The sequence below is a fragment of the Umezawaea tangerina genome (assembly GCF_003002815.1).
Lineage (GTDB): Bacteria > Actinomycetota > Actinomycetes > Mycobacteriales > Pseudonocardiaceae > Umezawaea > Umezawaea tangerina.
Genome location: NZ_PVTF01000004.1, coordinates 527,735 through 546,279, shown reverse-complemented (window position 1 = coordinate 546,279; position 18,545 = coordinate 527,735). Strand labels below are relative to the sequence as shown.

19 protein-coding genes are annotated in these 18,545 nt (G+C 70.2%); all 19 read left to right on the top strand.

Features of this window, described 5'->3' with window-relative positions; all coding sequences use genetic code 11:
- Nucleotides 1-462 precede the first annotated feature (462 nt).
- The 19 genes from CLV43_RS16575 (at nucleotide 463) to CLV43_RS16485 (ending at nucleotide 18,326) form a co-directional block, all read left to right on the top strand.
- Nucleotides 463-1,857 (top strand): alpha/beta fold hydrolase, encoded by a 1,395-nt coding sequence (locus CLV43_RS16575; RefSeq protein WP_245886526.1) that lies wholly within the window; start codon nucleotides 463-465, stop codon nucleotides 1,855-1,857.
- A gap of 330 nt (nucleotides 1,858-2,187) precedes the next feature.
- The gene (locus tag CLV43_RS16570) at nucleotides 2,188-3,528 is read left to right on the top strand and encodes an ammonium transporter (protein WP_106188284.1); all 1,341 of its coding nucleotides are present in this window, start codon (nucleotides 2,188-2,190) and stop codon (nucleotides 3,526-3,528) included.
- The gene (locus CLV43_RS16565) at nucleotides 3,525-3,863 is read left to right on the top strand and encodes a P-II family nitrogen regulator (RefSeq protein ID WP_106188043.1); all 339 of its coding nucleotides are present in this window, start codon (nucleotides 3,525-3,527) and stop codon (nucleotides 3,861-3,863) included. Before CLV43_RS16570 ends, CLV43_RS16565 begins: the two co-directional genes overlap by 4 nt.
- A gap of 79 nt (nucleotides 3,864-3,942) precedes the next feature.
- The gene (locus CLV43_RS16560; protein ID WP_106188042.1) at nucleotides 3,943-6,312 is read left to right on the top strand and encodes a [protein-PII] uridylyltransferase; all 2,370 of its coding nucleotides are present in this window, start codon (nucleotides 3,943-3,945) and stop codon (nucleotides 6,310-6,312) included.
- Nucleotides 6,313-6,524: 212 nt separating this feature from the next.
- Nucleotides 6,525-7,067 carry an AAA family ATPase gene (locus tag CLV43_RS16555; protein WP_245886523.1) on the top strand — a complete coding sequence of 181 codons (543 nt, stop codon included), beginning with the start codon at nucleotides 6,525-6,527 and terminating at the stop codon, nucleotides 7,065-7,067.
- A 59-nt stretch (nucleotides 7,068-7,126) separates the two neighbouring features.
- The gene (gene ffh, locus CLV43_RS16550) at nucleotides 7,127-8,668 is read left to right on the top strand and encodes a signal recognition particle protein (protein WP_106188040.1); all 1,542 of its coding nucleotides are present in this window, start codon (nucleotides 7,127-7,129) and stop codon (nucleotides 8,666-8,668) included.
- Nucleotides 8,665-9,735, top strand: coding sequence for an amidohydrolase family protein (locus CLV43_RS16545; RefSeq protein ID WP_106188039.1), 1,071 nt, complete (start codon nucleotides 8,665-8,667; stop codon nucleotides 9,733-9,735). Before ffh ends, CLV43_RS16545 begins: the two co-directional genes overlap by 4 nt.
- A 581-nt stretch (nucleotides 9,736-10,316) precedes the next feature.
- The gene (locus CLV43_RS16540) at nucleotides 10,317-11,033 is read left to right on the top strand and encodes a CPBP family intramembrane glutamic endopeptidase (RefSeq protein ID WP_106188038.1); all 717 of its coding nucleotides are present in this window, start codon (nucleotides 10,317-10,319) and stop codon (nucleotides 11,031-11,033) included.
- A 15-nt stretch (nucleotides 11,034-11,048) separates the two neighbouring features.
- The gene (locus CLV43_RS16535) at nucleotides 11,049-11,834 is read left to right on the top strand and encodes a CPBP family intramembrane glutamic endopeptidase (protein ID WP_170155859.1); all 786 of its coding nucleotides are present in this window, start codon (nucleotides 11,049-11,051) and stop codon (nucleotides 11,832-11,834) included.
- A gap of 34 nt (nucleotides 11,835-11,868) precedes the next feature.
- Nucleotides 11,869-12,633, top strand: a complete 765-nt coding sequence (locus CLV43_RS16530; RefSeq protein ID WP_106188037.1) for a LamB/YcsF family protein — start codon at nucleotides 11,869-11,871, stop codon at nucleotides 12,631-12,633.
- Between the two features lie 155 nt (nucleotides 12,634-12,788).
- A complete protein-coding gene (gene rpsP / locus CLV43_RS16525; RefSeq protein WP_106188036.1) occupies nucleotides 12,789-13,226 on the top strand; it encodes a 30S ribosomal protein S16 in 438 nt (145 codons plus the stop codon).
- Nucleotides 13,223-13,462, top strand: a complete 240-nt coding sequence (locus CLV43_RS16520) for an RNA-binding protein (protein WP_025360511.1) — start codon at nucleotides 13,223-13,225, stop codon at nucleotides 13,460-13,462. The genes rpsP and CLV43_RS16520 overlap by 4 nt, the downstream gene beginning before the upstream one ends.
- Nucleotides 13,463-13,485: 23 nt before the next feature.
- A complete protein-coding gene (rimM, locus tag CLV43_RS16515; RefSeq protein ID WP_106188035.1) occupies nucleotides 13,486-14,004 on the top strand; it encodes a ribosome maturation factor RimM in 519 nt (172 codons plus the stop codon).
- Nucleotides 13,994-14,746 (top strand): tRNA (guanosine(37)-N1)-methyltransferase TrmD, encoded by a 753-nt coding sequence (trmD, locus tag CLV43_RS16510; protein ID WP_106188034.1) that lies wholly within the window; start codon nucleotides 13,994-13,996, stop codon nucleotides 14,744-14,746. Before rimM ends, trmD begins: the two co-directional genes overlap by 11 nt.
- Before the next feature lie 166 nt (nucleotides 14,747-14,912).
- On the top strand, nucleotides 14,913-15,272 hold the full coding sequence (gene rplS, locus CLV43_RS16505) for a 50S ribosomal protein L19 (protein WP_106188033.1): 360 nt from the start codon (nucleotides 14,913-14,915) through the stop codon (nucleotides 15,270-15,272).
- A 34-nt stretch (nucleotides 15,273-15,306) separates the two neighbouring features.
- Nucleotides 15,307-16,245, top strand: coding sequence for a signal peptidase I (lepB, locus tag CLV43_RS16500; protein WP_106188032.1), 939 nt, complete (start codon nucleotides 15,307-15,309; stop codon nucleotides 16,243-16,245).
- Between the two features lie 36 nt (nucleotides 16,246-16,281).
- Nucleotides 16,282-17,196: a signal peptidase I gene (lepB, locus tag CLV43_RS16495; protein WP_106188031.1), complete on the top strand. Its 915-nt coding sequence runs from the start codon at nucleotides 16,282-16,284 to the stop codon at nucleotides 17,194-17,196.
- A 9-nt stretch (nucleotides 17,197-17,205) separates the two neighbouring features.
- A complete protein-coding gene (locus CLV43_RS16490; protein ID WP_106188030.1) occupies nucleotides 17,206-18,003 on the top strand; it encodes a ribonuclease HII in 798 nt (265 codons plus the stop codon).
- Nucleotides 18,003-18,326 carry a DUF2469 domain-containing protein gene (locus CLV43_RS16485; RefSeq protein WP_106188029.1) on the top strand — a complete coding sequence of 108 codons (324 nt, stop codon included), beginning with the start codon at nucleotides 18,003-18,005 and terminating at the stop codon, nucleotides 18,324-18,326. Before CLV43_RS16490 ends, CLV43_RS16485 begins: the two co-directional genes overlap by 1 nt.
- The last annotated feature ends 219 nt before the right edge of the window (nucleotides 18,327-18,545 follow it).

Genomic DNA, 18,545 nt, shown 5'->3' with positions numbered 1-18,545 from the left:
TTGGACAAGGCATCCGCGCTTCGCGGCGGACAGGGCATCCTTGCTGCGCGGCGGACAAGGCCCCAGGCGCTCCGCGCCGGATGCGCGTTGGCGGGCTGCGCCCAATGGGGAGGGGGTGGGTTTTGTTTTGGTCGTAGTCCGACGAAGTGGTGTGGCGTCAAGATGCCTTGGGTTGATCGTGCTGTGCGACTTCAGTTGGTTGTGCGGGTTGTCGTGGCGCTGAAAGCCTCGGTTGGTCCGTCGGTTGTCGGGCGGGCGCAACGATTTGGGGAGGAACCTGTGCGTGCGATGATCCGGGCGATTGGCGCCGTGATCGCGAGCGGGACACTGGTAGTCGGGGCGGGGGTCGCGGGTGCGGCGCCGCAGCAGCAGGAAGATGTTGGGCTGCAAGGGGTTGTGGGGTCGATCGCGTGGGCGCCGTGCAGTGAGCCGGGGGCGCCGGCGGGGGTCGAGTGCGGGAAGTTGAGCTTGCCGGTCGACTGGAGCAAGCCGCGCGGGGAGAAGTTCGACCTGGCGGTGGCTCGTCGCAAGGCGACGGATCCGGCGAAGCGGATCGGGATCATGCTGATCAACCCCGGTGGGCCTGGTGGGTCGGGGGTGAGTTTCGCGTACGGGGCGAACACCTACTTCAGCGCCGAGGTGCAGGAGCGGTTCGACATCATCGGGTTCGACCCGCGCGGGGTCGCGCGCAGCCAGCCGGTCAAGTGCTCGCTGGACCTGCTGAACGCCCAGCCCTCGCTGTTCCCGAAGGACCAGGCGGAGTTCGACAAGCTGAAGGCGTACAACCAGGAGCTGGCGGCGGACTGCCGGGCGAGGAGCGGGGCGATCTTCGACCACGCCGACACGATCGCCGTCACCAACGACATGGACGCGATCCGGCGGTCGCTGGGCGAGCAGAAGATCAACTACTACGGCATCTCCTACGGCACGATCATGGGGCAGCAGTACGCCGAGCGGTTCGGGCACCGGGTCCGGGCGATGGTGATCGACAGCAACATGGACCACAGCCTGGACGCGAAGGCGTTCAACGCCACGGAGGCGGCGACCGCGGAGGACTCGTTCCAGGAGTTCGTGAAGTGGTGCGACCGCACCGAGTCGTGCGCCCTGCACGGCCGGGACGTGGCGGCGTACTGGGACGACCTGCTGGCCAGGGCCGACCGCGGTGAGCTGAAGGACCCGGACGACCCGACCAGGACGGTCACCTCGGAGGAGATCACCGGGACGGCGTTCAGCGTGTTCTACGGGCCCGCCTGGAGCTTCCTGGCGAGCTGGCTCGACGCGCTCGGCAGCGGGACGCCCACCCCGGCGGGGATGTCCGCGTTCGCCGACGAGACCGCCGGGAACCCGTTCCCCGCGGTCTTCTGCCAGGACTACCAGTACCGGGTGAAGGACTACCGGGAGCTGGCCGGTCTGGTCGCCGACGCGAAGCGGCTGGCCCCGCACATGGGTGGCAGCAGGCTCGGCCACTACGCGATCGCGTCCTGCATCGGCTACCCGGCCAAGGCGAACAACCCGCAGCACCGGCTGCGCATCACCAGCTCGCCGAAGATCCTGATGCTGAACGCCCTGCACGACCCGGCCACGGCGTACGCGTGGGCGGCGAACGCCCACAAGCAGACCCGCGACAAGACCGTGCTGCTCACCTACGAGGGCTGGGGCCACGGTGCCTACGACCGCTCGGAGTGCACGCTCGGCGCGTCGGACGACTACCTCGTCGACCTGACCGTCCCGCGCGACGGCACCAGGTGCGCGGCGGTCGAGCCGCAGCCGCAGACGGCCTCGGTCGACTCGGCGGGCACGACCGCGTTGCCCGCGGGCCCGAAGCCGGGGCTGCCGGGCTGGCAGCGGCAGCGCTAGGACCCGACCCGCGCGGGGCGACCGACCATGTCCGGTCGCCCCGCGCGCGTCACCCGGAAAGTCGAAGATCGGAAACGTTGTTGCGAAGCGTGTTCACGGGCTGTTCCGGACCCGAATGAGACGCCCACGACCACCTGAAGAGATCAGTCGGTCCAGCGCACAGTCACGGCCGGAAATCCAGCTTCGTGACCGTAACTTGTCCGATACGGTGCACGAAACCTGCTCGTAACACCGGCTGGTCGACAGTTCACCTCCGCGAAACCTTCGGCGCAACCAGGCGAAACAGGACACTTCGATGCTCCCTGCAACCGACATGCAGTGGAGGTCGACGTGGATACAGGGGACACCGCCTGGGTGCTGACCAGTGCCGCACTGGTGCTGTTGATGACACCGGGACTTGCCTTCTTCTACGGGGGCATGGTCCGTTCGAAGAGTGTGCTCAACATGATGATGATGAGCCTGGGCGCCATGGGCGTCGTGGGCGTCCTCTGGGTCTTGTTCGGGTACTCCGCGGCATTCGGCAGCGACGTCGGCGGCGGTCTGCTCGGCAAGCCGTTCGAGGCCTTCGGGCTCAGCGGCCTGCTGGGCAAGGAGTCCTTGTTCGGCACCATCCCGACCACGGTGTTCGTCGCCTTCCAGGCGATGTTCGCGATCATCACCGTGGCGCTGATCTCCGGCGCGATCGCCGACCGCGCCCGCTTCGGCCCGTGGCTGCTGTTCGCCGGTCTCTGGGCCACGATCGTGTACTTCCCGGTCGCGCACTGGGTGTTCGACTTCGACGTCAAGGACGCCGACGGCAACGTGACCAGCGCCGGTGGCTGGATCGCCAACAAGCTCCTCGCGATCGACTTCGCCGGTGGTACGGCCGTCCACATCAACGCCGGTGCCGCCGGCCTCGCGCTGGCCATCGTGCTGGGCAAGCGCGTCGGCTGGCCGAAGGACCGGATGAAGCCGCACAGCCTCCCGCTGGTCGTGCTCGGCGCCGGTCTCCTGTGGTTCGGCTGGTTCGGCTTCAACGCGGGCTCCGCGCTCGCCGCGAACACCACCGCCGGTGTCACCTTCATCAACACCACCGTCGCCACCTGCACCGCGATGCTCGCCTGGCTGCTGGTCGAGCGGGTCCGCGACGGCCACGCCACCACGTTGGGCGCGGCGTCCGGTGTGGTCGCGGGCCTGGTCGCGATCACCCCCTCCTGCTCCTCGGTCACCCCGGTCGGCGCCATCGCGATCGGCGCCATCACCGGTGCCCTCTGCGCGCTGGCGGTCAGCCTCAAGTACCGCTTCGGCTTCGACGACTCGCTCGACGTCGTCGGCGTGCACCTCGTCGGTGGCCTCTCCGGCACCATCCTGATCGGCTTCTTCGCCAGCGACGCCGCGCCGGCGGCGGTCAACGGCCTGTTCTACGGTGGCGGCGTCGACCAGCTCTGGCGCCAGGCCGTCGGTGCGGTCGCCGTGATGCTGTACTCGTTCGTCCTGAGCCTGGGCCTGGGTTACCTGGTCAAGTTCACGGTCGGCTTCCGGGCCGACGAGGAGGCCGAGGTGAGCGGCGTCGACGAGGCCGAGCACGCGGAGACCGCGTACGAGTTCGGCGGGTTCTCCGGTTCCCGTGGAGCCGGCAAGGTCAGTGCGGCCGCGGGCGCGTCCGCGGTTCTCGAGGGGAGCAAGTCGTGAAGCTCGTAACCGCCATCATCAAGCCGTTCACGCTCGACGACGTCAAGGCTTCGCTGGAGCAGCTCGGCGTGCTCGGCATGACGGTCAGCGAGGTCCAGGGCTACGGCAGGCAGAAGGGCCACACCGAGGTCTACCGCGGCGCCGAGTACGCCGTGGACTTCGTGCCCAAGCTGCGCATCGAGGTCCTGATCGACGACGCGGCCGTGGAGAAGGTCCTGGACGCGGTCGTCGAGGCCGCCCGCACCGGCAAGATCGGTGACGGCAAGGTCTGGGTCACGCCGGTCGAGACGGTGATCCGGGTCCGCACCGGGGAGCGCGGGTCGGACGCACTGTAATAGCGATGAAGTCTGGGACGGGGCATGCGGGAGCGTCATCCGCATGCCCCGTCTTGCCGATCACGGGGAAGGCGGCCTGATGGACAGCGTCTCGGCCGAGGCGAACTCTGGTTCGGAGATCGTGACCGCTGACGACCTGGTGAAGGCCCGCGACAGACTGCTGGCGCCCGGCCGCAAGCGGCTGACGGGGGAGCTCCTGCGCGAAGCCCTGGTCGACCTGCACGAGTTCTGGCTGACCGCGCACGCCACGAGCGCGGGGGTCGCGGGCCCCGGCATGGCGCTGGTCGCCGTCGGCGGGCTGGGGCGAAGGGAACTGGTGCCCTACTCCGACCTCGACCTCGTCCTGGTGCACAACGGGCACAAGGGGATCGACGCGGTCGCCGACAAGCTCTGGTACCCGCTGTGGAACTCCGGTGTCGGGCTCGACCACTCCGTGCGCACCGTCGGCGAGGGTCTGCGGGTGGCCGCGGGCGACCTGCGGACCGCGCTCGGACTGCTCGACGTCCGCCACCTCGCGGGAGACCCCGAGGTGTCCCAACGACTCGCGGAGAGCGCGCGCCAGGCGTGGCGCTCCAACGTCCGCACCCGGCTCGACGAGATGGCCGAGTCCGCGCAGCGGCGGTGGGCGCGCAGCGGCGAGATCGCGCACCGCGTCGAACCGGACCTCAAGCACGGCCGCGGCGGCCTGCGCGACATCACGCTGCTGGACGCGCTGTCGGTGGCCCAGCTGACCGACCGGGCGTCGGTCGAGGTCAACGACGCCCGCAGGCTCCTGCTCGACGTGCGCACCGAACTGCGCCGGGTCGCGCGCAAGCCGAGGGACGTGCTGCGGGCGCAGGACGGCGACGAGGTCGCCTCCGCGCTCGGCCTCACCGACCGGTTCGCGTTGGCGAGAGCGCTGTCCTCGGCCGCGCGCACGGTCGTGTACGCGGTGGACGTCTCGATGCGCACCGCCCGTGCCGCAGCGCCCAAGCGCGGGCTCGGCGCGTTCGCCAGGTCCCCGCTGCGCCGCTCGCCCGCGCGCCGTCCGCTGGACGAGGGCGTGGTGCTGCACGGCGCCGAGGTCGCGCTGGCCCGCGACGCCATGCCGAACCGGGACCCGGCGCTGCTGCTGCGGGTCGCGACGGCCGCCGCGCGCAGCAAGCACCCGATCGCGGCGGGCACGCTGTCCCGCCTCGCCGACTCCGCCCCGGAGCTGCGCCAGCCGTGGCCGCGCGAGGCCCGCGAGGAGCTGCTCGCGCTGCTGGGCAGCGGTGCCGGGCTGATCGACGTCGTGGAAGCCCTGGACCGCACCGGGTTGTGGGGCAGGCTCTTCCCGGAGTGGGGCGCGGTGCGCGACCTGCCGCCGCGCGACGCCGCGCACATGTGGACCGTCGACCGGCACCTCGTGCAGGCCACCGCGCACGCCGCGCGGCTCGCGACCACCGTGTCGCGGCCCGACCTGCTGCTGCTCGGCGCGCTCGTGCACGACATCGGCAAGGGCAGGCAGACCGACCACTCCGAGGTGGGCGCCGCGCTGGCGACCCAGATCGGCGAACGGCTCGGCCTGTGGCCGCAGGACGTGGAGACGCTGACCGCGATGGTCCGCCACCACCTGCTGCTGCCGCACACCGCGACCCGCCGCGACGTCGAGGACGACGCGACCGTGCACCGCGTGGTCGACACCCTCGGCGGCGACCCGGTGCTGCTGGAGCTGCTGCACGCGTTGGCGGAGGCCGACTCCCTGGCCACCGGCCCCGGCGTGTGGACGGACTGGAAGGCGTCGCTGATCGCGGACCTGGTGCGCCGCTGCCGGACCGCGATGGCGGGCGACCCGCTGCCCGACCCGGAGCCGCTCGACCAGGCCCAGCTGGAACTGGCGGAGAAGGTCGCGTCCACCGGCAAGCCGGACGTGCTGATCACGCCGACCGACGGCGCCGCGCTGGTCACGATGGCCGCCCCGGACCGGCCGGGCGTGCTGTCCAGGGCCGCGGGCGTGCTGGCGCTGAACTCGCTGGAGGTGCACACGGCGACGTTGCGGGGCCACGAGGGCGTCGTGATCGACGTCTTCACCGTCTCGCCCCGGTTCGGGTCGTTGCCCGACGCGTCCCTGCTGCGCGAGCAGCTCTCCAGGGCCGTGGACGGGTCGCTGGCGCTGGCCGACAAGCTGGCCGCCAAGGAACGCGACTACGGCGGCCCGCCGCAGGACCCACCGCCCGCCAAGGTGCTGTGGTTCGACGACGAGGCCACCGGCGCCGTCGTGCTCGAACTGCGCGCGGCGGACCGGATCGGGCTGCTGCACCACGTGGCGGACGCGCTGGAGCAGTGCGGCGTGGACATCCGGTGGGCGCGCGTGGCGACCCTCGGCGGCACCGTGGTGGACTCGTTCAGCCTGGCCACCGAGGACGGCGGGCTGGACTCGACGTTGCGGAAGAAGATCGAACGGCTGGTGCTCGCCGCCTCCCGGTGAGGTCGCGTAGGACTACGCACAACCGATCGGGGTGCTTGCGCTCCCGGCGCCCCTCGTGACGCGGCAGGCTTGGCACCGCGACGCGAGGGGCCGCTTCGGGGGGAGCGGGACCGGCGCGCCGCACGGGGGCGGCCCGTCGAGGGGTGGGGCCGCCCCCGAAATTTTCGGGTGAACCGGACTAGTAGGACGAACGTCCTCCTACTATGGAGTTGATGACTGCCGTCGCGGTTCGGCCACGTTCGCTCGTCGTGCTGGCCGGTCTGCCGGGGGCCGGCAAGAGCACCCTGCTGGCACACCTGGACGCGGGCGGTGTCCCGGTGGTCGTGCTCGACTCCGACCAGGTCCGCGCGCGGTTGCGCACCGTGTTCCCGGCGCGCCTGCCGTACCGGTTCTACCGCCCCCTGGTGCACCTCGTGCACCGGGCGAGGGTCCTGCTGTTCGCGGCTGGCCGCACCGGGTTGCTGGTGGTCCACGAGCCGTCGACCAGGCCCACCACCAGGGCGTGGCTGGTGCTGGTCGGCTTCCTCGCCGTTCGCCACCGGCAGTTCCTGTGGCTCGACGCCACCGCCGAGGAGGCCATGGCCGGCCAGGTCGAACGCGGCAGGCTGGTGCGCGGGACCTCGTTCGCCCGGCACGTGCGGCGCGCGGCGTGGCTGCGCGACCGGTTCGCCGAGGGCTGGGTGCCGCGCGGCTGGCACGCGCTGACGGTGCTGACCCGTCGGGATCGGGTGCGGCTGTCCGTGACACCCGACTGATCCGGTGCGGCTACGCTGGTCGTTGCTCTATCCGACGACGTGCGAGGTCTGGCGGCACCGTGTTCAACACCCTTTCCGACCGGCTCACCTCGGTCCTGCAGAACCTGCGGGGCAAGGGGCGGCTCTCCGAGGCCGACATCGACGCCACCTGCCGCGAGATCAGGGTGGCGCTGCTCGAGGCCGACGTCGCGCTGCTCGTGGTGCGGACGTTCATCGCGAAGATCAAGGAACGCGCCAAGGGCGCCGAGGTCTCCGGCGCGCTGAACCCGGCCCAGCAGGTCATCAAGATCGTCAACGAAGAGCTGGTCGGCATCCTCGGCGGTGAGACCCGCAGGCTGAACCTGGCGAAGAACCCGCCGACCGTGATCATGCTCGCCGGCCTCCAGGGTGCGGGCAAGACGACGCTGGCGGGCAAGCTCGCGAAGTGGCTGAAGACCCAGGGCCACACGCCGATGCTCGTCGCCTGCGACCTCCAGCGCCCCAACGCGGTGACCCAGCTCCAGGTCGTCGGCGAGCGCGCGGGCGTGCCCGTGTTCGCCCCCGAGCCGGGCAACGGCGTCGGCAACCCGGTGGACGTGGCCCGCCGCGGCATCGAGGAGGCCCGGCGCGCGCAGCACGACATCGTGCTCGTCGACACCGCCGGTCGTCTCGGCATCGACGCGGAGCTGATGCAGCAGGCCAAGGACATCCGCGACGCCGTCCAGCCCGAAGAGGTCCTGTTCGTCGTCGACGCGATGGTCGGCCAGGACGCGGTCAACACCGCGCAGGCCTTCGCCGACGGCGTCGGCTTCACCGGTGTCGTGCTGACCAAGCTCGACGGCGACGCCCGCGGTGGTGCCGCGCTGAGCGTCCGCGAGGTCACCGGCCAGCCGATCCTGTTCGCGTCCAACGGTGAGAAGCTCGAGGACTTCGACGTCTTCCACCCGGACCGGATGGCCAGCCGCATCCTCGGCATGGGCGACATGCTGACCCTGATCGAGCAGGCCGAGCAGGCCTTCGACCAGGAGAAGGCGGAGGTCGCCGCCCAGAAGATGGGGTCCGGCCAGCTCACGCTGGAGGACTTCCTGGAGCAGATGCTCGCCATCCGCAAGATGGGTCCCATCGCGAACCTGCTGGGCATGCTGCCCGGTGCCGGTCAGATGAAGGACCAGCTCGCCATGCTGGACGAGAAGCACCTCGACCGCGTGCAGGCCATCATCCGCGGCATGACGCCCGCCGAGCGCGACGACCCGAAGATCATCAACGCTTCCCGTCGCCTGCGCATCGCGAACGGCTCCGGCGTGAAGGTCAGCGACGTCAACGACCTCGTCAACCGCTTCTTCGACGCCCGCAAGATGATGTCGCAGATGGCGGGCCGCTTCGGCATGCCCGGCGGTGGCGGCAAGAACAACCGCAAGGGCAAGAAGGGGAAGAAGGGCAAGGGCAGCGGCCGCGGCCCGACCCAGCCCAAGATCAAGGGCGGTTTCCCCGGCATGTTCCCCGGCGGCGGCATGCCGGGCATGCCCCCCGGCGGCGGCACGCCCCAGCTGCCCCCTGGCCTGGGCGGCCTCAACGACCTGCCGCCCGGCTTCGACCCGACCAAGTTCAAGTTCGACAAATGAGCGGTCTGCACCTGCGCGGCGTCGTCCTCCCGGACGGCGACCAGCGCGACCTGTGGGTCGTCAACGGCCGCATCCGGACCCGTGAGGTCCCCGGTGCGCGCACCGTCGTCGACGGCGGCTACCTCCTGCCGGGCCTGGTCGACGCCCACTGCCACGTCGGCATAGGGCCCAAGGGTCCGGTCGAGCTGCCGGAGGCCGCCGACCAGGCCGTGACCGACCGCGACTCGGGCACCCTGCTCATCCGCGACTGCGGCTCCCCGATCGACACCCGCCCGTTGCAGGAGCGCCTCGACCTGCCCCGCATCATCCGCGCGGGCAGGCACCTGGTCCGCCCCAAGCGCTACATCCCGTACCTGGGCATCGACATCGAGGACCCGGCCGACCTGCCCGCCGCCGTGGCCGAACAGGCCGCCTACGGCGACGGCTGGGTCAAGCTCGTCGGCGACTGGATCGACCGCTCCCAGGGCGACCTCGCCCCGCTCTGGTCCGACGACGTCCTCACCGAGGCCATCAAGGTCGCCCACGAGAACGGCGCCCGCGTCACCGCCCACGTCTTCGGCGAAGACGCCCTACCGGGCCTCCTCGCGGCGGGCATCGACTGCATCGAACACGGCACCGGCCTCACCGACGCCACCATCGACCAGATGGCCACCTCCGGCACCGCCCTGGTCCCCACCCTCATCAACGTGGAGACCTTCCCCGGCATCGCCGACAGCGCATCGAAGTACCCCGACTACGCCACCCACATGCGCTCCCTGCACGCCCGCGCCTCATCAACCGTCAGCAAAGCCATCGAAGCCGGCATCCCCGTCTACGCGGGCACCGACGCCGGCGGCGGCATCGACCACGGCCACATCGTCGACGAGATCGAAGCCCTCCACCGCATCGGCATGACCAAGGAACAAGCCATCGCCGCCGCCTCCTGGTCCTCCCGCACCTGGCTCGGCTACCCCAACCTCACCGAAGGCTCAGCCGCCGACATAGTCGTCTACTCAGACGACCCCCGCACCAACCTCACCACCCTCCGCCACCCCAAGCTGATCATGCTCAGGGGTCGCATCCACTAACCCAAAACCCAAACCAACCCCAACGCCCACCCACCCCGCCCCGTTGGGCGCAGCCCGCCAACGCGCATCCGGCGCGGAGCGCCTGGGGCCTTGTCGGCGCCAGCCGATGCCTGGTCCGCCGCGAAGCGCGGATGTTTTGTCCGACGCGAAGCGCGGATGCCCTGTCCAACGGCGAAGCCGAGGATGCAGTGTCGGGCAAAGCCCGATGCCCGAGTCGAGCGAAGCTCGATGCTGGCGAAGCCAGACTTCCCCTCTGCCCCCGATCCACAGCGCCCTCCTGCTTGATCTTGCTTGTCAAGACAGCTCTATCGTCTTGACAAGCAAGATCAAGCATTGAGACAATCGCGCGCCGGGGGCTGGGCTTCCCAGGGGTGGGAGGGCCGGAAGACGGGCTTCACCAGCGGGGTGGGAGGGGCGGAGGCTGGGCATCACACCGGGGGGCATGGCCAGGCTCCACCAGGGACCGGCACCACTCTTCCCATAGTGACGAGCACCAACCGAAAACCGCAGAGCCCCCACCCCACCTCCATCCGGGTCCACCTGTTCGGTCCCCAACCCCCAGCACCACTACGTTCGTACAGGTGGAGGAACCGACCCCCGTCCGAGCCCACTGGGCCTTCGCCGCCTTCTTCTCCGGCTTGGCCGGCTACTACCTCTGCACCCTCGCCGTCACAGCCCTGACAGCCGACCGCTTCGATTCCTTCGACGTCAGCGACCCCCCGGTCCTGGGTCCTCTCCTCCTGCTCCTCTTCCTCCCCAACCTCCTCCTCGGAGCAGGCCCCTTGACCCTCTCCCACCTCAAGGGCAACGGCCCCTCCTCCGACTACGGCCTCAAACCCACCTGGCGCGACGTCAAGGTCGGCTTGGCCTGCGGCGGTCTCTCCCTGCTCCTGGCCTGGATCGTCGGCGTCCTGCTCCTGAGCATCCGCCGGGACACCGCCGACGCCACCTCCGCCCTGGAGGACATCGGCCTCCTGTCCGGCGGCAAGTCCGTGTGGCTCGCCGTGGCCGCCCTCTTCGTCTTCCTGGGCGCGCCCCTCACCGAGGAGCTCCTCACCCGAGGTGCCCTCTGGAACGCCCTGGAGCACCACCGCATCCCCCGCCTCACCATCCTCGCCCTGACCGCGTTGATCTTCGCCTTCCTGCACGAGGAGTCCTGGCGCACCATCGGCCTCTTCGCCCAGGGCATGGCGATCGGCACCGCCAGGATGATCACGGGCCGGACGTCGTCCAGCATCGTGGCGCACGCCACCAACAACCTGCTCCCGGCTGTTTACCTGTACGTCGGAGCCTCGTGATTAGGGTGATGACCCGTGAACCCTCCGCTCGAACCCCCACCGGAGCAGCCGCCGGGCCTGCTGGCCAGCGTCCGCGCGGTGAGCAGGGAGCCCGAACCCGAACGGGAGGGGCAGCGCTGGGGTTTCGGCGCGTTCCTGCTCGTCGAGGCCGTCTTCATCCTGAGCGCGGTGTTCATCACCGCGCTCGCCAGCACGTCGGGCACGGACCTGTCCAGCTCGGTGTCGTTCGTCCTGGTCGGATCGATGGTGCCGACCGTGCTCGCCGCGGCCACGGCCGTCGTGATCACGAGGGTGCGCGGCAACGGACCGCTCATCGACCTGCGCCTGGGCTGGGACTGGGCGGACGTGAAGGTCGGGCTGAAGCTGGGGCTGCTGGGCATCCTGCTGACGGTGGTGGCCGCCACGGTGTGGTCGAGGGTCGTCGGGACCCAGAACGCGACCTCGGCGATCGGTGAGCTGGTCGACGGCACCGCGCTGCCGCTGTCGGCCGCCGTGGTGATGTTCGTCTACGTCTGCTTCCTCGGCCCGGTCTGCGAGGAGCTGATCTACCGCGGCCTGCTGTGGGGCGCGATCGAGCGGCAGGGCTGGAGCCGGTGGGCGGCGTTCCTGCTCAGCACGCTGATCTTCGCCGCCAGCCACCTCGAACCGCTGCGCACGTCGCTGCTGATCATCATCGCGCTGCCCATCGGCATCGCCAGGCTGATCACCCGCAGGCTCACCGCGAGCGTCGTGGCGCACGTGGTCAACAACTTCCTCCCCGGTCTCACGCTCCTGTTGGTCGCCACGGGGGTGATGTCTTGACCGACGACGTGCTTTTCCCCGCGGAGGCGGCGACATGATCGACCTGAACAGCGACCTCGGCGAGGGGTTCGGCATCTGGGCGCTCGGCGACGACGAGGCCCTGCTGGACGTCATCACGAGCGCCAACGTCGCCTGCGGCTTCCACGCGGGCGACCCGTCGACCATGCGCCGGGTGTGCCGCCAGGCCGCCGAGCGCGGGGTCGCCGTCGGCGCGCAGGTGTCCTACCGCGACCTCGCCGGGTTCGGCCGCCGGTTCATCGACGTGGACCCGGTGGAACTGGCCGACGAGGTGCTCTACCAGATCGGCGCGCTGGAGGCGTGCGCCCGCGCGGCGGGCACGGCCGTCGCCTACGTCAAGCCGCACGGCGCCCTCTACAACGCCGTCGTGCACCACGAGGCCCAGGCCAAGGCGGTCGTCGACGGTGTCGGGGCGTTCGGCGGACTGCCTGTCCTGGGGCTGCCGGGATCGCGGCTGCTGGCCGCAGCCGAGGCCGCCGGGCTGCCCGCCGTCAAGGAGGCGTTCGCGGACCGCGGGTACACGCCGGAGGGCACCCTGGTGCCGCGGAACCGGCCGGACGCGCTCATCACGGACACCGCGAAGATCGTCGAGCGGGCCTTGCGCCTCGCGGGGAGCGGTGAGCTGGTCGCCGTCGACGGCACCGTGCTCCCGACCGAGGCCCGGTCGCTCTGCCTGCACGGGGACACCCCCGGAGCCGTCGCGCACGCCCTCGCGGTCCGCGACGCGCTGGTGTCCGCGGGCACCGATCCGGTGGCTTTCACCCGGCCGATTCGGACCTAGGGCAGGCCGTCTGGCAGAATGGCTGGTTGTTCGCCGAGGCCGGACCCTCTCACCGTGCTGTGGCGCCATGTTCTTTGGGCTTTCCCACCCGTGCCCCACTCGGGTGACGAGCGCCCGCACCTTGGTTTACGAGAGCTTGAGGAGTACCAGTACCCGTGGCCGTCAAGATCAAGCTGCAGCGGCTTGGCAAGATCCGTCAGCCGTACTACCGGATCATCGTTTCGGACGCTCGCACCCGCCGCAACGGCAAGGCCATCGAGACGATCGGCAAGTACCACCCCAAGGAGGAGCCGAGCTTCATCGCCGTCGACTCCGACCGGGCGCAGTACTGGCTGGGCGTCGGCGCGCAGCCGACCGAGTCCGTCCAGCGCCTGCTGGAGATCACCGGTGACTGGCAGAAGTTCAAGGGCCTGCCGGGCGCCGAGGGCACGCTGAAGGTCAAGGAGCCGAAGACGTCGAAGGCGGACCTGTTCGCAGCCGCTCTCGCCGCCGCGTCCTCCGAGCCGATGGCCGAGGCCACCACGCCGAAGAAGAAGGCGTCCAAGAAGGCTGACGCAGAGCCTGCTGCCGAGGCGCCCAAGGACGAGGCGTGAGTTTGTTGGCTGACGCCCTCGAACACCTCGTTCGTGGCATCGTCGACCACCCGGACGACGTCCGGGTGACCCTGGTCACCACCCGTCGCGGTCGCACCCTCGAGGTGCACGTCCACCCGGACGACCTCGGCAAGGTGATCGGGCGCGGCGGTCGCACCGCGACCGCGCTGCGCACCGTCATGGCCGGCATCGGCGGCCGTGGCGTGCGCGTCGACGTGGTCGACACCGACCGCTAGCCACAACAAGCAAGAAGTAGGGCATGGACGTCGTCGTCGGCCGCGTGGCCAAGGCGCACGGGATCACCGGTGAACTCGCCGTTGACGTGCGCACCGATTCACCCGAGATGCGGTTCGCACTCGGTTCGGCACTGGTCGCGAAGCTGCGCGACGGGACGACGCGCACCCTCACCGTCGCAGCCGCCCGGAACCACTCCGGGCGGCTGCTGGTGCGTTTCGACGAAGTGCTGACCAGGGACGTCGCGGAGTCGCTGCGCGGCACGCTGTTGCTGGGCAGCACGGACGACCTGCCGCCGACCGACGACCCGGACGAGTTCTACGACCACGAGCTGGAAGGCCTGGTCGTGGAGCTGCTGGACGGGTCCGAGGTGGGCACCGTCAAGGAGATCGCGCACGGGGCGGGCGGCGAGCTGCTCGTCGTCAACCGCGAAGGCGGTGGCGAGCTGCTGGTGCCGTTCGTGCGCCAGATCGTGCCGACCGTGGACGTGAAGGCGGGCAAGGTCGTCATCGACCCGCCGGAAGGCCTGCTCGATGCGGATTGACGTTCTGACGATCTTCCCCGAGTACCTCGACCCGATCAGGGCCGCGCTCCTCGGCAAGGCGATCGACAAGGGCCTGATCAGCGTCGACGTGCACGACCTCCGCGACTGGACGCACGACGTGCACAAGGCCGTGGACAACAGCCCCTACGGCGGTGGTCCCGGCATGGTGATGCGGCCGCAGATCTGGGGCGACGCGCTCGACCAGGTGTGCGCGGGCGACCCGGCGCCGCGGCTGGTCGTGCCGACCCCGGCGGGGCGGCCGTTCACCCAGGCGCTGGCGCACGAGTACGCGGCCGAGCCGCGGCTGGTGTTCGCCTGCGGGCGCTACGAGGGCATCGACCAGCGCGTGATCGACGACGCGTCCACCCGCATGCGCGTGGACGAGGTCTCCATCGGCGACTACGTGCTCGTCGGCGGCGAGGTGGCCGTGCTGGTGATGGTCGAGGCCGTCGTCCGCCTGTTGCCCGGTGTGCTCGGCAACCCGCGCTCGGCGGCGGAGGACTCGTTCTCCGACGGCCTGCTGGAGGGCCCGAGCTACACGCGGCCCGAGGTGTGGCGCGATCTCGCGGTGCCGGAGGTGCTGCTCTCCGGGAACCACCGGCTGATCGACCGCTGGCGCCGTGACCAATCGCTCGAACGGACCCTGCACAGGCGTCCTGAGCTGCTCGAAGCCCTTCCCGAAGAGGCGTTCGACAAGCACGACCGGGCCCTGCTGGACCGGCTGAGGTCGGTGCAGGAGTAGCCTCGATTTCATTCCGGAGTGCCCGTCTGGCACACTGGACAGGTTGCTGCAGCCGGTTATTAGTTCCGGCGCGCGCCGCAAGCCCGCCCCCACGGTGTCGCACTCTGAAGCTTCATTGCGCTCTGGGGGAGTACGCGAGACACATGAGGACGAGGACGGACCACCGATGAACACCCTGGACGCTCTTGACGCCCAGTCGCTGCGCTCCGACATTCCCAGCTTCCGGCCGGGCGACACGCTGAAGGTCCACGTCCGGGTCATCGAGGGCTCGCGCGAGCGCGTCCAGGTGTTCCAGGGCATCGTGATCCGCCGCCAGGGCGGCGGGATCCGCGAGACCTTCACCGTGCGCAAGGTCTCCTTCGGCGTTGGCGTCGAGCGCACCTTCCCGGTGCACTCCCCGAACATCGCCGAGGTCGAGGTCGCGACCCGTGGCGCCGTGCGCCGCGCGAAGCTGTACTACCTCCGCGACCTGCGCGGCAAGGCCGCCAAGATCAAGGAGAAGCGCACCGCGAAGCCGGGTGCCTGACAGCCCGTCGAGCAGCTGCGCGTAGCCTGCCCACGTGGCAGACCCCGTGCGTTCGTCCGCTGACGACAACGATTCAGAACCCTCTGGCGAAGATCGTGTCAGCGACCCAGCCGTAACCCCCGAGGCCGAGTTCGAGTCCATTCCGGACTCGGCCGGGGGCGGCAGGTCGAAGGCGAAGAAGAAGACCCCGCTGTGGCGCGAACTGCTGATCCTCGCGGGAACCGCACTGGTGCTCACCTTCATCATCCAGACGTTCCTGGCGCGGGTCTACGTGATCCCGTCGGCGTCGATGGAGAAGACGCTGCACGGCTGCCCCGGCTGCGTGAACGACAAGGTGCTCGTCGACAAGATCACCTATGACTTCACCGACATCTCGCCGGGTGAGGTCGTCGTGTTCCGCGGCCCCGACGCGTGGGGCCAGAACGACATCCAGTCCAACCGTTCGGACAACCCGGTCGTCGCCGCGCTCCAGAGCGCCGCTTCCGTGGTGGGCCTCGCGCCGCCGGACGAGCGCGACTTCGTGAAGCGCGTCATCGCCGTGGGCGGCCAGACCGTCCAGTGCTGCGACGACCAGCACCGGCTCATCGTCGACGGGAAGCCCCTCGACGAGCCGTACATCTACTGGCAGCCGGGCACCGGTCCCGAGGACCACGACCCGTTCGAGCCCGTGAAGGTCCCCGAAGGCCACCTCTGGGTGATGGGTGACAACCGCACGAACTCCACCGACTCGCGCAAGCAGGGCGGCGGGGGCGTGGCGGGCACCGTGCCGGTGGAGAACGTGATCGGCAAGGCGCGGGTGATCGTGATCCCGCCGTCGCGCTGGGGCGGCATCAGCGACTTCAACCCGCAGGCCGTGGCCATCGGAGCTCCCGAGTGGCAGCGCGGTTTGCCCGCGGGTGTCGGGTTTGCCGCCGCGTGGCCGGTTCTGTTCTTCGGCCGCAGGCTGCGCGAAAGGCTTTTCCCCGGTCGCTGACCGGGCCCACACACCCATCCTGGGTACTCTTGCCAAGTGGTAGACGTCGTGCCCTCCCGTGGCCCATCAGATGATGACCCCTATCGCGACAGCGATGAGGAGGCGGTCGAGGCCTGGCGAGCGCGCGCCCGGAAAGCCCAGAAGGGCAAGCGCAAGGGCTCGTTCTGGCGCGAGCTGCCGATCCTGGTGGTCGTGGCGTTCGGTCTCGCGTTCCTGATCCAGACGTTCCTGGCGCGGGTCTACATGATCCCGTCGGAGTCGATGGAGCAGACCCTGCACGGCTGCAACGGCTGCTACGGCGACCGCGTGCTGGTTGACAAGGTCACCTACGACTTCAGCGACCCCGCCCCCGGCGACGTGATCGTCTTCCACGGGCCGCAGAGCTGGCAGAACGACTTCACGGCGCAGGAGCCGACGAACGCGTTCCAGAAGGCGCTCCAGGGCCTCGGGTCGCTGGTCGGCCTCCCGTCGGCCAGCGAGGAGGACTTCGTCAAGCGGGTCGTCGCGGTCGGCGGCCAGACGGTGAAGTGCTGCGACGACAAGAACCGGGTCTCGGTCGACGGGAAGGCCCTCGACGAGTCGTACCTGTACTGGGAGCCGGGCCGGAGCACCGTCCAGGAGTCGTTCGCGGACCTGACGATCCCGCCGGGCTTCCTGTTCGTGCTCGGCGACAACCGCAACGACTCGTGCGACTCGCGGTGCCAGGGCGACGGCCGCGAAGGCGGACTCGTGCCGATCGGCAACGTGGTGGGCAAGGCGCGGCTGATCGTGCTGCCGCCGTCGCGCTGGCAGGGCGTCACGGACCACAACCCGCAGGGCCAGGCCGTCGCGATGGGCGCCCCGGCGTGGCAGGACGCGCTGCCCGCGGGCGTCGGCATCGCCGGTGCGTGGCCGGTGTTGTTCCTGGGCAAGCGCGCGCGGGCCCGGTTCCGCCGGAAGACCCTGGGATAGGGTCGACGGGTGATCTGCAACCCACCCCGTGCCATCGTTCGGCGGGACGCAGGAATCTGGGCGCTGCAGGCCGCGCTCGACCGCCGCGGACTGGGCCCCGTCGCGGGTGTCGACGAAGCCGGGCGCGGCGCGTGCGCCGGTCCGCTCGTGGTGGCGTCGTGCGTGCTCAGGCCCAAGGACGCCGCCAAGTTCGAGGGCCTCACCGACTCCAAGCTGCTCACGGCCGCCGCCAGGGACCGCATGTACGACGTGGTGCTGTCCCGCGCGGTCGACTGCGCGGTGATCGTCATCCCGGCCGCCGAGGTGGACCTGACCGGCGTGCACGTGGCGAACATCGAGGGCATGCGCCGCGCGGTCGCCCAGCTCGGCGCGCACCCCGGCTACGTGCTGACGGACGGGTTCCGCGTCCCCGGCCTCGCCGCGCCAAACATGCCGGTGGTGAAGGGCGACCGGGTCGCCGCCTGCGTCGCGGCCGCGTCGGTGCTCGCGAAGGTCACCAGGGACCGGATCATGGAGGGCATGCACGACGCCCTGCCGGTCTACGGCTTCGACGTCCACAAGGGCTACAACACCCCCGTGCACACCTCCGCGCTGGTCGAGCACGGCCCGAGCGCGGAGCACCGGTGGTCGTATGCGAACGTGGCGTCAGCCGCAATCCGGCACGGACTTGAGCCGCCACACCGTGTGGCGCGCAGTGTGGCCGCGATCGGCGTGGTCCAGAATGGGGCACCCCCTGCTGCTGCGGGGGTGGCAGGGCTCGCGACGAGGAGGGGCGCGGATTCGATGATTACCCGCGCGGAGGCGTAATGAGTGCAGAGGATCTCGAGAAGTACGAGACCGAGATGGAGTTGTCGCTGTACAAGGAGTACCGCGACATCGTCAGCCAGTTCTCGTTCGTCGTGGAGACCGAACGGCGGTTCTACCTGGCCAATTCGGTCGACGTGCAGGTTCGCAACGCGGACGGCGAGGTCTACTTCGAGGTGCGGATGTCGGACGCCTGGGTGTGGGACATGTACCGCCCCGCCCGGTTCGTGAAGAACGTTCGGGTCATCACCTTCAAGGACGTCAACGTCGAGGAGCTGGACAAGCCCGACCTGCGTCTTCCCGAGGGTGGACCGTTTGACAGCTGATGGGGCAGCCGCACGCCGCACTCAGAACTTCAGGGGACCCTTCCGCACGTGGCGGAGGGGTCCCCTGAAGCCTGTCCGCCCATAGCACGACCCCCCGACAGTCCGGCGGGTTCCGGGCGTTCAAGATCGCGACCTGTCCACAGGCCCTCCACTTGTCCACAGTTCCGCGGTACCCGCTGGTCCCGCCGCCCAGCTCCCGGCAAGGTCGAACCCAGACGA

What these genes read in the sequence shown, in the direction of transcription:
- CLV43_RS16530 (WP_106188037.1), top strand. Translation starts at nt 11,869, where the DNA reads ATGATCGACCTGAACAGCGACCTCGGCGAGGGGTTCGGCATCTGGGCG.
- trmD (WP_106188034.1), top strand. Translation starts at nt 13,994, where the DNA reads ATGCGGATTGACGTTCTGACGATCTTCCCCGAGTACCTCGACCCGATC.
- rimM (WP_106188035.1), top strand. Translation starts at nt 13,486, where the DNA reads ATGGACGTCGTCGTCGGCCGCGTGGCCAAGGCGCACGGGATCACCGGT.
- CLV43_RS16545 (WP_106188039.1), top strand. Translation starts at nt 8,665, where the DNA reads ATGAGCGGTCTGCACCTGCGCGGCGTCGTCCTCCCGGACGGCGACCAG.
- CLV43_RS16560 (WP_106188042.1), top strand. Translation starts at nt 3,943, where the DNA reads ATGGACAGCGTCTCGGCCGAGGCGAACTCTGGTTCGGAGATCGTGACC.
- CLV43_RS16485 (WP_106188029.1), top strand. Translation starts at nt 18,003, where the DNA reads ATGAGTGCAGAGGATCTCGAGAAGTACGAGACCGAGATGGAGTTGTCG.
- CLV43_RS16555 (WP_245886523.1), top strand. Translation starts at nt 6,525, where the DNA reads ATGACTGCCGTCGCGGTTCGGCCACGTTCGCTCGTCGTGCTGGCCGGT.
- rplS (WP_106188033.1), top strand. Translation starts at nt 14,913, where the DNA reads ATGAACACCCTGGACGCTCTTGACGCCCAGTCGCTGCGCTCCGACATT.